Annotated in this window: 14 protein-coding genes and 2 pseudogenes; 12 read left to right on the top strand and 4 right to left on the bottom strand. The window is 71.0% G+C overall.

Translation table 11 applies throughout. From position 1 onward, the window contains the following. Window positions 1–662 precede the first annotated feature (662 nt). From AC07D6_RS27330 to AC07D6_RS27305, 6 genes are all read left to right on the top strand, one after another. Window positions 663–1,169 (top strand): DnaJ C-terminal domain-containing protein, encoded by a 507-nt coding sequence (locus AC07D6_RS27330; RefSeq protein ID WP_479048680.1) that lies wholly within the window; start codon window positions 663–665, stop codon window positions 1,167–1,169. Between the two features lie 715 nt (window positions 1,170–1,884). Further along, the gene (locus tag AC07D6_RS27325) at window positions 1,885–2,229 is read left to right on the top strand and encodes a hypothetical protein (protein WP_479048678.1); all 345 of its coding nucleotides are present in this window, start codon (window positions 1,885–1,887) and stop codon (window positions 2,227–2,229) included. 269 nt (window positions 2,230–2,498) lie between these two features. Then, entirely contained in the window at window positions 2,499–2,792 is a 294-nt protein-coding gene (locus AC07D6_RS27320; protein WP_315876022.1) for a hypothetical protein, read from the top strand. 109 nt (window positions 2,793–2,901) lie between these two features. Then, entirely contained in the window at window positions 2,902–3,180 is a 279-nt protein-coding gene (locus AC07D6_RS27315) for a hypothetical protein (protein WP_479048675.1), read from the top strand. After that, window positions 3,165–3,380, top strand: a complete 216-nt coding sequence (locus tag AC07D6_RS27310; RefSeq protein WP_479048673.1) for a hypothetical protein — start codon at window positions 3,165–3,167, stop codon at window positions 3,378–3,380. The genes AC07D6_RS27315 and AC07D6_RS27310 overlap by 16 nt, the downstream gene beginning before the upstream one ends. Before the next feature lie 67 nt (window positions 3,381–3,447). Further along, window positions 3,448–4,071 (top strand): hypothetical protein, encoded by a 624-nt coding sequence (locus AC07D6_RS27305; RefSeq protein WP_479048671.1) that lies wholly within the window; start codon window positions 3,448–3,450, stop codon window positions 4,069–4,071. A 19-nt stretch (window positions 4,072–4,090) separates the two neighbouring features. Here the strand turns inward: AC07D6_RS27305 and AC07D6_RS27300 are convergent. Together AC07D6_RS27300 and AC07D6_RS27295 are read right to left on the bottom strand one after the other, a co-directional pair. Beyond that, window positions 4,091–4,249, bottom strand: a pseudogene (locus AC07D6_RS27300) (GNAT family N-acetyltransferase); the annotation flags it as partial. Window positions 4,250–4,296: 47 nt separating this feature from the next. Continuing rightward, entirely contained in the window at window positions 4,297–4,671 is a 375-nt protein-coding gene (locus tag AC07D6_RS27295; RefSeq protein WP_315876113.1) for an ArsR/SmtB family transcription factor, read from the bottom strand. Between the two features lie 475 nt (window positions 4,672–5,146). Here AC07D6_RS27295 and AC07D6_RS27290 point away from each other — a divergent pair, with 475 nt between their 5' ends. From AC07D6_RS27290 to AC07D6_RS27275, 4 genes and pseudogenes are all read left to right on the top strand, one after another. After that, entirely contained in the window at window positions 5,147–6,547 is a 1,401-nt protein-coding gene (locus AC07D6_RS27290; protein WP_479048667.1) for an NAD(P)-binding domain-containing protein, read from the top strand. A gap of 175 nt (window positions 6,548–6,722) precedes the next feature. After that, window positions 6,723–6,860: pseudogene (locus tag AC07D6_RS27285) on the top strand (telomere-protecting terminal protein Tpg); the annotation flags it as partial. A gap of 137 nt (window positions 6,861–6,997) precedes the next feature. Further along, on the top strand, window positions 6,998–7,405 hold the full coding sequence (locus AC07D6_RS27280; protein WP_479048665.1) for a hypothetical protein: 408 nt from the start codon (window positions 6,998–7,000) through the stop codon (window positions 7,403–7,405). 213 nt (window positions 7,406–7,618) lie between these two features. Next, entirely contained in the window at window positions 7,619–8,356 is a 738-nt protein-coding gene (locus tag AC07D6_RS27275; RefSeq protein WP_479048663.1) for a dienelactone hydrolase family protein, read from the top strand. A 166-nt stretch (window positions 8,357–8,522) separates the two neighbouring features. Here the strand turns inward: AC07D6_RS27275 and AC07D6_RS27270 are convergent, their stop codons facing one another. Beyond that, window positions 8,523–8,684, bottom strand: a complete 162-nt coding sequence (locus tag AC07D6_RS27270) for a hypothetical protein (RefSeq protein WP_479048661.1) — start codon at window positions 8,682–8,684, stop codon at window positions 8,523–8,525. 33 nt (window positions 8,685–8,717) lie between these two features. Between AC07D6_RS27270 and AC07D6_RS27265 the strand changes: the two genes are divergently transcribed. After that, entirely contained in the window at window positions 8,718–9,878 is a 1,161-nt protein-coding gene (locus AC07D6_RS27265) for an eCIS core domain-containing protein (RefSeq protein ID WP_479048659.1), read from the top strand. 34 nt (window positions 9,879–9,912) lie between these two features. After that, window positions 9,913–11,514: a trypsin-like serine protease gene (locus tag AC07D6_RS27260; protein WP_479048657.1), complete on the top strand. Its 1,602-nt coding sequence runs from the start codon at window positions 9,913–9,915 to the stop codon at window positions 11,512–11,514. 847 nt (window positions 11,515–12,361) lie between these two features. Here AC07D6_RS27260 and AC07D6_RS27255 read toward each other — a convergent pair. Further along, the gene (locus tag AC07D6_RS27255; RefSeq protein WP_479048655.1) at window positions 12,362–13,249 is read right to left on the bottom strand and encodes a GNAT family N-acetyltransferase; all 888 of its coding nucleotides are present in this window, start codon (window positions 13,247–13,249) and stop codon (window positions 12,362–12,364) included. Window positions 13,250–13,836 lie beyond the last annotated feature (587 nt).

The raw sequence follows: 13,836 nt of genomic DNA, 5'->3' as shown, positions 1-13,836 counted from the left end.
AACTTCACAGGATTCCTCGAGGAGTGGGATTTTGCGCTGTGGCGTCCGACCTTCTGTGGCAGCACCTGCGGTCAACGTAATGCACCCTCTCGGCCATGGCCTGGGTGTGCAACATGTCGTTCACGGAAGGTTCATCGAAGGCTGTTCACAGGGGGTTCGTGAGGCATTGTCGATTTCCTTGCGCCGGGGTGGTGATCGCCCATCGTTCGGTCATGGAGTCCGATGACACAGGAAACTGTGCGATGTTCCGGGCGGTGCGCAGGGGAGATCTCCGCGAGCAGGAGGAGAAAAGGCAATGCCGAACGGTGCCTTCGGTAGAAGAACCGGTTATGGGTCGATATTTTCCATAGCGTGTTCTTTTCGGTGCAATGGCGGTGAGGCGGCCGTCGGGAGGAGCCTGTTCCTTGAGCGGCGCGATCGGCCGGCCGCGAGGCGGCGCGCCGCCGACGGCTGGATTTCCACGGTCCACGGGGCCCGCCGGGATGCCCGGAAACAGCCCGGAGTGTTCTGCGGCGCATCGGGCTCGTGGCGTCACGGGATTCGTGCCCGGCGCGTCGTTCACGTGCCGGGTGCTCCGGCCGGCCTCGTGGCTTTCCGTACGCGTGTGTCAGGACGGATTCGATCGGGCTCGTCCCGCATAGCGTGACGGGTACCCGTGCGGTGTGCCGTGCGGTGCGTACTCGGAGGGGGAGTGGTGCGGGCAGGGGCCGTGTTGGACGGCCGATACGGGTTGGTCGAGCCGATCGGCGCGGGTGGGTTCGGCCAGGTCTGGTGCGCGTACGATCCCGAGGTCGACCGGATGGTGGCGGTCAAGGTTCTCACCGACGACGGGCAGGCAAACCACGGTCGACAGGTGGCCCGCTTCGCCCGATAGTACCTCCGAGCTCTGGCTCAGCCCGCGCGAGGCCGCCGACGGCGCGACCATCCCGCTACGGCTGACCACCTGCAAGACCTGCCCGGCCTGCGTCACCCGAATCGACAGGAGAGCGACACCTACCTGCCCCGCGTGCGAGGGGAAGGACCGGATCGTTCACCATCGCACCGTCCAGATCCGTATCCCCGCGGGGATCAAGGACGGCCAAAGGATCCGGCTTCGCAAGCTCGGCGGCCCCGGCAAGAACGGCGGCACGCCCGGCGACCTCTACGTCACCGTGCAGATCGCCGACTGATCAGGCCGGCTTCCGCCGAGACGAGACACGCCCGCAAACATCCCCCGCAGCCACGCGCGGCGACCGTCGACGGCACCCTGGCCGCCCGTCCCCGACCAGGCCGGCCCGGAGGGCGGCCGCGACCGCGACGGTGCCGGGGCGCCCAGCCCACGCACCCAGCGCCGGCCCCGGCGGCGTGGTCTCGGCCCCGGAATCCATGGCATCCGCTTGACCGGTCTCGGCTCCGGTTGCGGGGCAGGCAGGCGGCGGCCCAGCCGACCGCGTGGTGGTCCCCCGGGTGAAGGTGACGAGCTGCGGCACCCGGTACGAGGAGGGCGGCCGACGGCCAGGTCCACGTCGACTGCGCGCCGCCGCTCGGGGAGCCCTGGTTCGAGGATGACGACGCCCCCGACTACAACCCGATCTGCTCGTGCCCACGCCTCCCGAAGCAGTTCTACACGGAGTGCGCCGGCTGCGGACAGTGCACCGGCCCGCACGTATGGCCACCACTCCCGAACTGATCACCGAACGTAACGAGCGAGGTGTCACGCCCCCTGTCACCCCGCCGTCGACCGTGTGACGGAAGCCGACCCAATGTCCCGATATGAGAGTGTTTTTGGGCAGGGGCCCCGTGTCATCGAAGATTAATCCATTGCCATCGAAGTTTGACTGCAAGCGAGGGTTGATGAGCAGCCGTATATCTCAAGGTGCACTGGTCGTCGGCACGATCGGGATCTTGATCAACATCGTGGACGCGATCGGGACGGGCCGCCTGGAGCCGCATGATGCTTTTGCTGCGGTGGTGGCGCTGGGTGCGGGTGGTGAACTGCTCAAAGAGCGGCGGCCCCGAGCCGCAAAGGTGTTGTATGCAGTGACGTCGGTGCTGCTGGTGATTGCCGGATCCGTCGCGGGTGCCCAGGCATGGGCCTCGCTTTTCAGAGGCGCGACCTATGACTGGCTGGACCTCGGCCTCGGGGTTCTGATCGTGCCGTACGTTGCCATTACTGCAGGTCAGCTGTTCGCGCGTCTGTCCCGCGGAGCATCAAAGCCTCGTGTGAATGCCAGCACCCTCAGCGAGTAGGGCCATTATCGATCACACTTCGTTGACAATGGGCCAATCTTCGTTGGCGCGGGACAGCGGGATCGGGGCTGAGAACCCCGTCCTGGGCCGGATCTCGCGTGGCAGCGTGACGCCCCACGTCGCGGCAGACCCCCGCCGATCACGCACCGTGTCCTCCGCCAGGTCCGCGGTATGGAGTGCCTGTGCGGGCGTACGCCCAGATGTGACCTCCCGTCTGGCAAGCTATAGGACGCGGCAGATGGACGTCTCGCCGCAGGAATGGGGGGCTGGTGGAAGCGTTCGGCCGCGAACCGGCGGAGGTACGGATACCCCGTGCGGCCCTTGAAGCCCTGGCCGCAGCGCTGAGCGTGCGCACGGTGGCGATGCGCACCTGGCCCGACGGCATCGGGTGGATGTACCCGCTGGGCACGTGGGACGAGCCGCACCTGGAAGTGGCGCTCATGCCCGGTGGAGAAGAGGTGTGGCTGCGGATGTCCACCGACCGCTCCAGCGTCGCCGTGTGGACCATCGAACAGTGGTGGGACTTCGCCGGACAGCTGCCCGGGGCGACGCCGCCACCGTGACCCGGGCCAGACCCGCCGGTGCGGGTGCGGGGCTTCGCCCGTACCGTCCCGGAGCGCCCCGCCCGGCGCTACCGTGAGGACACACGCCGGCAACGCCCAAGAGCCCTCGATGAACCAGCAGCCGGCCCCCGTGCCCGACCGTCAGCCCCTCGACGAGCACGCCGCCGCGTCGATCCGCGCATACGCGGCCGCCCTACGCGCGAAGACAGACGTCCTCGCCCCGGTGCTGGAGGACATCGCCGCCAACGGCTACCCGGCCTCGGAGTCCGGCGTGTGGTGGGAGGAAGCCCGCGACGCCAACCTGGAGCGTCTCGTCGGCGAGCGGCCCCGTGCCACCTTGAGCTCGCGCCGCGCCGGTCCCAGGCCGTCCTGGTGGAGCCCGCGCTGAGCCGGCTGGAGAAGCTGACCGCCACCGAGACGCACCGCCTGGACCGCGCGATCGTCGCGATCAGCGTCAATCCCGAACTCGGCACGTCGGTGCCCGACACCCTGCTGCGCGACTCCGTCGACGACGTCGACGGAGTCCGGGTGATCTCCTACGTGACCGCTCTTCGGCAGATCGCGATCGTCGCGTACGTGGAGGCGTAGGAGCCTCCCGAGCGCCTGAGCCCGGGGCGTGTGGAACCGGGCGCTCGGGGTCGCGCGTCCCCCGTACATGCTGACTGTCCTGGGGATACTCTTCGCCGTCGCGCCCGCCGTCGTCTGGATGACGATCGCCCGCACCCGCCCCGTCGGATTCCCTGTCGGCGGCGCGCTGCTCGCCGGAGCCGGTCTGCTGATCAGCGTCCAGCAGGGCTGGATCGACGCCCCCAGGCCCGACGCCCATCTCGTGTTCACGGTTCTCGCGCCCTTGCTCATCGCCTGCGGCGCGGGACTGGAAGGACGGCACGAAGGCTCCCCTCCTCCGAGATGGATTTCCCGCCGCAATGGAGCGATCGGCTTCCTGGGGATGCAGTTCGCCCTCACCCTCGTGGCCGGCCTCCTGTACGCGCTGATGATCAGCGAAGGCTCGGACGCCCCGTCGACCAAGGCCTTCCCCACATTGCCGCCAGGCATCACCATGATCGAGGAAGGCACCAGCTGCGGTTCCGGCGGCTGCTGGCGCGCCGCGACAGTCATCAGCGAGGACGGCCTGTCCCGCCCGGAGATCATCCGCGAACTGGGCCTCCAGCAGGAGAAGTGCCACTCCAGCGGCTGGCTGCTCGACTGGCGAGACGTGTGCGTCGGAGCCAAGGAAAACGCCGAGAACGTCACCATCTACGCCAGCTGGAGATACTGAGAGGCCGATTCGTCACGTCCGGCACGACGGCGACGAAGCGGTGCTCGGGCAGCTTCGCCGCGTCGAACGCCTCCCAGGTCGGTGCGACGGTCTCGAAGGTGGCGTTCCCCTCGTCGATTCCGGCCCGGTAGACGGCCAGCACGTGCTCGGCGTGCTCCGGCACCGGCGGCAGGATCACCGCGCTCGCAGATTCGTTCCCCACGATGTCCCCCCCTCCTTGGCTGGTCAGGCCGCGGCCGGCAGGGCCAGCAGCTTTCCCATCGCCGCCAGGACGGACGGCTCGACCCGGTAGTAGACCCAAGTGCCGCGCCGCTCGGAGGTGAGCAGCCCGGCCTCCTTGAGCTTCTTCAGGTGGTGGGAGACGGTGGGCTGGGAGACGCCGACGTCGGAGATGTCGCACACGCACGCCTCGCCGCCCTCGTGGGAGGCGACGGCCGAGAAGAGGCGGAGGCGGACCGGGTCGCCGAGCGCCTTGAACATCCGCGCGGCGGTCTCGGCCTCCTGGGCGGTCATCGGGCGCTCGGTCAGCGGTGGGCAGCACGGCGCCACGCCTCGGCCATCGTCGGGCTCGAGCAGCGGCAGCACCTTCGTATTCGACATGCGTCTATGTTGACACATGTCGAACCAGGCGGTCAGTGGGTCACCGGCTCCGCAGGTGCGCGGCGAGGTGGCGGGCGACGCGGGCGGCGTAGCTGGTGAGGTGGGCGGCGACTTCGCCGAGGTGCGGGTGGCGGCCTGGGTCGCCGAGGAACGGCATCCCGGGCAGGGAGCTGACCGGGCCGGGGAGAACGCGGGGAGAACGCCGGGGAGAACGAGGTGAGGCTGTCGCAGTACCGCGGCCAAGGCCCGGCTGCGATGTCGGACGCTTCCAGGACCACCGCCCGAAGGCCCTCCCGCAGCAGGGCGTGGGTGGTGACGAGGCCGGACTGCCCGCCGCCGATCACCGCGACGTCGACGTGCTCCATAAACGAACCTCCCCGGTTTCGATAAATGTCTATGTTGACGCTCATCGATACAGGTGCCATGCTGGGCTGCGCAATACATCGATGAATGTCGAAATATGCAAGGAGTCGCCGTGAACGCGCCCGCCACCACCGCGCTGCCCGTCGTCGTGATCGGGGCCGGGCCCGCCGGTCTGGCCGCCGCCGCCCACCTGCTCGACCGGGGCATCGAGCCCCTGGTCGTGGAAGCCGGTCCGGCCGCCGGCGCGGCGGTGCGCGAGTGGTCGCACGTGCGGCTGTTCTCCACCTGGGGCGAGGTCGTCGACCCGGCCGCCGAGAAGCTCCTGGCCCCCACCGGCTGGATGCGACCCGACCCGGCGACCTACCCCTCCGGCGGCGACTGGGCCGACCTCTACCTGCAGCCGCTCGCCGACGTCCTCGGCGACCGCGTCCGCTACGACGCGCGCGTCACCGGTGTCTCCCGCGCCGGCCGGGACCGCATCGTGGACGCCGACCGCGAGCAGCAGCCGTTCGTGGTGCACGTCGCCCACGCCGACGGCCGTGAGGAGCGCGTCTTCGCCCGCGCCGTCATCGACGCCTCCGGCACCTGGGCCACGCCCGGCCCGGCCGGCGGCAGCGGGCTGCCCGCGCTCGGTGAGAAGGCCGCTGCGGACCGGATCATCTACCGTGTCCCGGACCTGAAAGACCCAGTCGTCCGCGCCCGGTACGCCGGCAAGCGCACCGCCGTCATCGGCTCCGGCGCCTCCGCATTCACCGCGCTCGCCTACCTCGCCGACCTCGCCAAGTCCGACGACGGCACCGGGACGAAGGGGACGTGGATCCTGCGCCGGGGCATATCCGGCTCCACCTTCGGCGGCGGAGAAGCCGACCAGCTCCCGGCGCGCGGCGCCCTGGGCCTGGCGGCGAAGGCCGCCGTCGACGAGGGCCACGCGGACGCGGTCACCGGCTTCCGCACCCAGGCGATCGAGCGGGCAGATGACGGCCGCCTGGTCCTGGTCGGAGAGGACGGGCGCCGCCTGGACGCGGTCGACGAGGTCATCGTGCTGACCGGCTTCCGCCCCGACCTGTCCTTCCTCGGCGAGCTGCGCCTGGGCCTCGACGAGCGCCTCCAGGCACCCGTCGCCCTGGCTCCGCTGATCGACCCCAACCAGCACTCCTGCGGCACCGTCCACCCCCACGGTCACCGCGAGCTCTCCCACCCCGAGCAGGGCATCTACCTGGTCGGCATGAAGTCCTACGGCCGCGCCCCGACCTTCCTCGCGATGACCGGCTACGAGCAGGTCCGCTCCGTCGCCGCCGCGATCGCCGGCGACCTCGCCTCCGCCGACCGCGTCGAACTCACCCTGCCCGAGACCGGAGTCTGCGGCGGCGCCGGCCTCTTCGACGCCCCCGAGGCCCAGAAGGGCGACGGAGGCTGCTGTACGCCCGCGCCGCAACCCGTCCGGCTCGGCGCCCCCACCGCGGTCGGGGCGGCCGGCGAGCAAGCCCCGGCGGGCGGCTGCTGCGGCTCGTGACAGACCTCCACATCCCGGTTCACGGGGCCGCGACCGGAACAGGGGACCGGTCGCGGCCCCGCGCCGCCCTGCCCACCCCCCCGCACCACGCAGATCGTGAGCCGGGGCATCGTCCACTACGCCTTCCCGTCCTCCACCCGCAGATCACCGCCGCGACCCACTGGCCGACCGGGAAGCCGGCGTCGGCGAAGCCCAGCTCCCGCAGATCACCGCCGACGCACTCAAGGAGGTCCCCTTCCAGGACAACGGCCGCCACGCCGGGATCCTGGAGGAGGTGTGGTTCACGGACATCGAGCACCTCGAGTTCGAGCTGTGGAAGCCGCGCCCCGAACAGTCCGCGGGACCCGGACGGATGAGCCGAAGCACGAGGGGTGTCACAGAGGCAGGTCTGCTGTCACCAAGGCCGACGGCGAAAGCGGAGCGAGGTACCAGGAGCGGTAGCGTTCCGGCATGACGTCAGTGCCGCCCCGGTTCCCGCCACGTCCGATCCGTGGCGTACGAGTACTGCACCAGAAGCAGAACTGCGCGCCGCACTTCGCGGAGATAGAGGTGGATTTCGAGCCCGCGGCTGAGGGATTCGCCTTCGAGGTGGCTCAGGAGCTGACGGTGGACTACGAACCCGCCGAGGCCCTGTCACGCTTCTTCGAGGCTGCCTCCGTGGGGATCGAGGAACAGCTGAGCTTTCCCGAGCACGGAGTCGTGGTCGCCACTCGGGTGGTACTGCGACACGCCCGCGCCGATACGTTCGGCTCTCACGAACTGGCGTTCAAGATCGCGGGCTATCTCGCCGCCCGCAAGGCGTTGGAACGTACGAGGTGCCCGAGTTCCTGTCTTCCGATGGGGCCTCAGCCGGAGTGATGCCCTCGCCGACACGGAGTGACCGTGCCGGGCTTCAGACGTCGTTTCCTTTGGGGGCGTGACCGAGGTACGCGCCAAAGGGGCAACGAGATGATCTCGAAGTCCTGAGCGCTCGGCCCCGCATTCCAAAGGGACACGAGGGAGACGCACGCTGTTCTGCCAGCGGCAGAACACCGACCGAACCGGGCCCGACGATCACTACAGTCCAGTCTCATGACGACGATCACGACGCGTACGGTCGAGTACCCGGCCGACGGTTTGACGATGATCGGGCACCTCGCGCTCCCGGCCGGTGTCGACCGCCGGCCCGCAGTGCTGCTCGGGCCAGAGGGCATGGGGCTCAGCGACGTCGAACGCCGCCGGGCCGATGCCCTCGCCGAGCTGGGATACGTAGCGTTGGCCTTCGACCTTCACGGCGGGCGCTATTTGGGTGACCCCGAGGAGATGCTGGCCCGTTGCATGCCACTGCTCGCTGATCCCGACCGGATGCGGCGCATCGGCCACGCGGCACTGGACGAGTTGCGCAGCGAACCGCGGACCGACCCCGACCGGATCGCCGCCATCGGCTACGGCACCGGGGGCGCCATCGCGCTGGAACTCGGGCGCGACGGCGCCAACCTGCGCGCGATCGGGACGGTCAACGCAACTACCGCGGGCCGACCGGGCGAGGCAGCGCGCATCCGCTGCCCGGTGTGGGCCGGGGTCGGATCGGAAGACCCGATCATGCCGCCCGCGCAACGAAACGCGTTCACCGCCGAGATGCGGGCCGCGGGCGTCGACTGGCGCCTCGCGATCTACGGCGGCGCCTTGCACGCCTTCCACCACCCGCCGGTCGACCACCCCGTGGTCCCCGGCGTCGGCCACCACCCACAGCACGCGCAGCGAGCCTGGCGCGACGTCGTCGACCTGCTCGCCGAGTGCCTGCCCGTGACGGAGGACCCGGGGGCATGACCCAGACAAACAGCCTGGCGCCAGGTGTGATCGGCGTCGGGCACTGACAGTCCCCTCACCTCAAGTCCGCACAGCAGAAGCACATCAGGACGGGTGCTCGATCGCGGAGACGCGTTCGCAACTGCCGGATTTGCTGGGACGGAGCCCCCGCCGTGACCGTCGAGACCTACGGCGGCCCATTCCGGCCGCCGGGGCCAGGAACGCCGCGTCGCTGTCCGCCGCCGCTCTCCTCGCCCTTCAGCGGGCGGCCGGGAACGCCGCCGTCACCCGGTACGTCCAGCAGGCGCGCGCGGGCGAGCAGCACGAGCACCGACCCGGCTGCGGGCACGCTGGCAACCCGGCTCCTCCCCTGCAGCGTTCGGTGGTGCACGACGTGCTGGCCTCGGCCGGGTGGCCGTTGGACGCGCCGGTGCGGGCGGAGACGGAGGCCCGGCTCGGCGCGGACTTCTCCGACGTGCGGGTGCACACTGGTGCTGCCGCGCAGCGCTCCGCCGACGAGATCGGCGTCCGCGCGTACACGTCCGGCAGTCACGTGGTGATCGGCGAGGGTGGCGGCGACAAGCACACCCTGGCCCACGAGTTGACCCACGTGTTCCAGCAGCTCCAGGGCCCGGTCGCGGGCACCGACACCGGCGAAGCCCTGCGGATCAGCGACCCGTCGGACCGGTTCGAGCGGGCGGCTGAGGAGAACGCGCACCGGGTGATGTCCGGGCCCGCCCCGGTCCAGCGCGAGGCCGTGGACGCGGGGCGCGGCCCGTCGACGGCGGGCGGCGGGCCTGCCGTGCAGCGGACCTTCAAGATGGCCAACAAGACGTACGACGCGGAGAACACCCCGTCCGGCGCCGCTGCGCGCCGGGTGACGGCCGTTGAGCGCGGGGCCGGTCGACCCTGGCACGCGGACGGGGCATCCGTGACTAGGACCGCGAGCAGTCCGTGCCGGTATGGAGTGTGCGGGTCAGGCCCGGTGCCCAGCGCTCTGGGGGGCAGTACCACCGGGCCGCTCCCCGTCGCCCTGTCGTCGGCGCTCGTCCGTACGACTGCCACCTTCCGGCCGGGCGCCGTACGGCCGCGCCGCTCGACGCCGTCGTCGACCGCCGCTTCGGCCCGCCGTCGCCCGCCCCCTCGCCTTGTTGCCAGCACCGTTGCTCCCCGGGCCCCGGTCGTCGGTTCCGTTGCTTCGACCTCGGAGGGTGACGCCTGGCGTTCTGTCCCGCTGCCGCTGCCGCTGCCGCTGCCGCTGCCGCTGCCGCCTCGCCCCGCCCCGCCGTCGTTCTGCCGTCTCCCGGCCGACCGCCGCACGGCTCTGCCGCCGTCGTTCTACCGCTGCCCCGCCGCCCCGTTGCCCTGGCGCCGAGGTCGCCGCTGGGGGCGGTGTCCGGTTGCGCCGTCCTGCCCTCTCGCCGTGCCGACAACGTCGACCGCTGTACGCCGTCGCCGCCTCTGCACCCGGCCGACTGCCGTGCCCGGACAGTGCGGTGGTCGCGTACAACCCTTCGCCCCCTCCCGTAGTCCAAGATCGTGAAGTGCCGGATGACGGCTCACGTGAGGGGAACACCATGCGATTCTTCGGCTGGTCCATACCGGCGGCGGCAGCCGCTGCCGCCCTTGTCGGCGGCATGCTGGCTGCGCCGCCCGCGCACGCGGTGGTGGGGGGCAGTGAGGTGGGCGGTGAGGGCGACTGGATGGTGCAGGTCCACGTCACCCTTCCCGACGGCACGAAGCGCCTCTGCGGCGGCGCCGCCGTCGGCGGCAACCTCAAGGTCCTCACGTCAGCAGGATGCGTGGCGGGGGCGAAGAAGATACGCGTCGCCTCCGGCCTCGCCCGCCTGGCGACGGACTCGGACTGGCCACCGCAGCTCGATGACGTGGCCATCCCCGGTTCCGAGGCGGAGTTGTCCTGGGTGCACCCGCAGTACGAACCGGCCACCGGGCGCAACGACGTCGCGCTGGTCAGCGCCCTGGGGCACTTGAACACGCACGTCACCGTCCGGCTGACGACCTCCGACGACACCGCCTCGTACGCGCCCGGGACCCCGGCGACCTTCCGGGGCTGGGGCAGCACCAGCGGTACCTCGTCGAAGCCCGCCCCGTCGGTGCGCGAGGCCACGCTGCCCCTGCGCGCGGACGCGGAGTGCGCCACCGCCCTGGGAGCCGCCTGGGAGCCCGGACGGATGTTCTGCGCGGGCGAGCCGGCGACTGGCGCGGACACGGGCACCGTCGCCCCCTGCACGGGAGACGAGGGCGGCCCGCTGGTCGTGCGGGGGCGCCTGGTGGGCATCTACTCGCGCGGCACCGGCCCCGGGTGCACGTCCGAGGGCGGGCAGGCCGTGTTCACGAAGGTCAGCGCGTTCGTCGGCGAGCTCGCCCCGCGCATCCAGGCCACCAGCCTCGACGGCGACGCCCGGGCCGACCTGTTCGCCATGACCCCGGACGGCAAGGCGTACCACTACAACAGCACCGGCAGCGGCCTGTCCGCGCCGGTCCGGCAGCGGGAGCTCCCCTCCACGTACACCCGCTTCCGCCAGGCCGACCTCGACGGGGACGGCGCCCAGGACCACATCTTCCGCGACGCGGCGGGCGACCTCTACTGGCGCCACTGGGCAGTGGTCGAGATCGACTCGTGGGGCTACCCGGAGAGTTACGAGGAGTACACGACGAAGCTGGGATCCGGGTTCAACGCCATGCGCTCCATCACGGTGCCCGGCGACGTGACCGGTGACGGCACGCCGGACATCGTCACCGTGGACGCCGACGGCGTCCAGTGGGTCTACCCCTTCAAGGCCCCGTGGGGCGGACTCCTCCCCCGGATCAAGACGGGCACCGGCTGGGGCAGCCTGACGTCGTTCGGCAGCGGCGACTACACAGGTGACGGCAAGCCCGACCTCCTCACCCGCGACACGGCCGGCAAGCTCTGGCTCTACCAGGGCACCGGCATCGGCGCCACGCCGTGGAAGAACCGCGTCCAGATCGGTACGGGCTGGAACTACACCGCGTACGCCGCGAGCGGTGACGCGAACGGCGACGCCAAGGCCGACTTCTTCGTCCGTGACGCCGACGGGGTTCTCTGGCTCTACAAGGGCACCGGCAACCTCGCAGCGCCCCTCCACAACCGCGTGAAGGTCGGCAGCGGCTGGAACGCCTACAACCTCATCGGCTGACGGAGCCGGCACCCACGGCCGCGACACCGTGGTGCGCGCAGACGCCGCCCGGACACCGCCGGACGCGACCGATCCCCGTGCGGGCGGCGGACTGCGAACCCACCGCACCCCTCACCGTGTGCCCTCGCGCACGCCGCGGCCGAACCGACGCGGAAGGAGCGGCGAACCTCATCACACCACCCCGGAGTCGATGCGGCTGTTCTCGGCAGTCTCCTCGTCGACTTCCGTCGGGACGTTCACGTCTGCTCCGCCGCAGTGAGTGAGGGACCGCCGAGGGGCAGTCCGGCGAGGTCGCCGGTGACCGGACCGCTGCCCGTGGTGGCGGCCCCCTCGCGCGGGTCCCGCGGTGGTGGGCGTGGAAGGTGCCGAAGGCGGGGGAACGTCCCGACACCACCGGCGTCCGCGAGTGCCGCCCCGGCGACCGCCCCCGCGTCCCGAGTCGGCGCCGCGGCCGCAGTCCGGCCGGACTACGGCTTCCCGGCGGCCTCCTGCCGTGGTCGCCTCGCCGCCGCTACCCGCCGGGGTTCTGACCCAACTTCTGTGATCCGGGGTGACCAACTTGCCGCATGACAGCAAGGGGTGAGGAAACCAGCAGGTCAGCCCTTCATGTGTGGAGGCCGCCGACGGCTCGCACGAGCCGACGCCACAGAAGTTGGGCCAGAACCCGGTCTCGTGGACGAAGCCGGTGGCCCGTTGAGCGCGGCGGCCGTCCCCCTGGTGAAGAGGCAGTGCTCGATCCATGCGCTATTCGCGCAGCGGCCTGCGGCGGATGGTGCCCGCAACCCGTCGTACCGCCGGGACGGGGGCTACTGGCGAGCTTTCCCGGACCGTTGTCCAGGGGCGCCCCTCATCCGGCCTCCGGTGCGCCGTAGGAAAATGTGTACCCGGCGAAGTCGGCGAGGTGAACGTACCCGATGCGCTGGTAGAGGGCATTGCTGGTGGGGTTGTCCGGGTCGGTGAACAGGACGACGTCCGTCGCTCCCGCGGCCAGCGCGGCCCTGCTCGCCTCGACGGTCACAGCTCCCGCGTAGCCGCGACCGCGGAGGTGGGCGGGGGTGTAGACGGGGTCGATCCGGACCATGCCGCCGATGACCGCGGTGGCGGCCGCCATCGAGACGGGGGCACCTTCCGGGGTCTCCCAGAAGGTGAAGTGCCTGTCGCCGAAACGCGAGTCCTCCCAGGAGCCGGCATCGATCAAGTCGATGGAGGACTGCTCCCCGACGTCGACACAGAACTCACGGCACCAGCGCACCACTTGCTCACGGTCTTTCTCGTCCGTGAGACGCCCTTGGCCCTCCGGTCGCGGCCGCGGTGGGGTGAGCGTGCCGAGACGGTAGAGATGCGTCCTCCAGAAAGGTTCCGCAGCCGCGCCTGTGTGCTGCTGCCATGACTCGGCGAAGGCACCAGCGGTGTCGTGGTCCGCGATGACGTTGGAGGGGGAGTGGCCGAGGTCGGTCAGGTGTGCGGCGAGGGTGCCGGTCTGCGCGGCGGAGAGGGGCGTGAGGCCCAGGCGTCCGCGGGGAGTGAGATAGAAGATGGCGCGGACCTCGCCCTGTGACTCCAGTCGGCCGAAGACGGCGGCTTCGGCGTTGTGATCGGTCACCCCGTGTGTCCGCAGCTTCTCGATGTCCGTCAGCGGCGTGTTGTGCAGGGCGGCGCGCGAGGACAGAAAGTCCCCGGCTTGGGCGAGGAAGTCCTCGACGTCTTGGGTGAGGTACCAGCCATCCGGGAGCATGCTTCATGATCTCAGACAACCTCGATTCGGGGTGGCTTCTTCTGGAACGTCGCCTGCACCACCATCAGCCCCGGCGGCTGCGGCCGGCGCCTGTCAGAGCAGATGGGCGACGTACTGCCCCCCCACCGGTGCAACCGGTCGCCGCGACGGCCGACCGTCTGCCCGGCCGTGAGGCCGCGGGCCTGCCGCGGGAATTGGCGGCGACCATCCACGACACCGCCGGCGGCCCGTTTTGCCGGACCCGTGCCGTGCGCGGGGCCCTGGCGGACCTGCCGCCCCGCGATACCGCGATGCTGCGACGCCGTGGTGACCGCGCCCGCCGCGCGGCACCTGGTTTTCGACGTCGACTGGGACGAGGTTTGCCTCGGCGACCCGGTGGCCTTCGTGGAGCCGCTGCTGGCCCGCGTGATCCTCGGCCTTGCCGTGGTGGGTACCGTGGCGGCCTTTCGCTCGCCGAGCGGCTGCGGGCGTGGCCCGCGACGGCTACGGGGGCCGGAACCTGATCACCGCCTGCCTCGGCGGAGTCCGAGACGACGGGGGGACCGAACAGCTCTGGGGCCACCCGGCCATCGAGCACCTGCGTGTCC

Source organism: Streptomyces sp. NPDC045287 (assembly GCF_056432325.1).
Note: the sequence above shows the minus strand (reverse complement) of the source record. Positions and strands in the feature narration are given on the sequence as shown.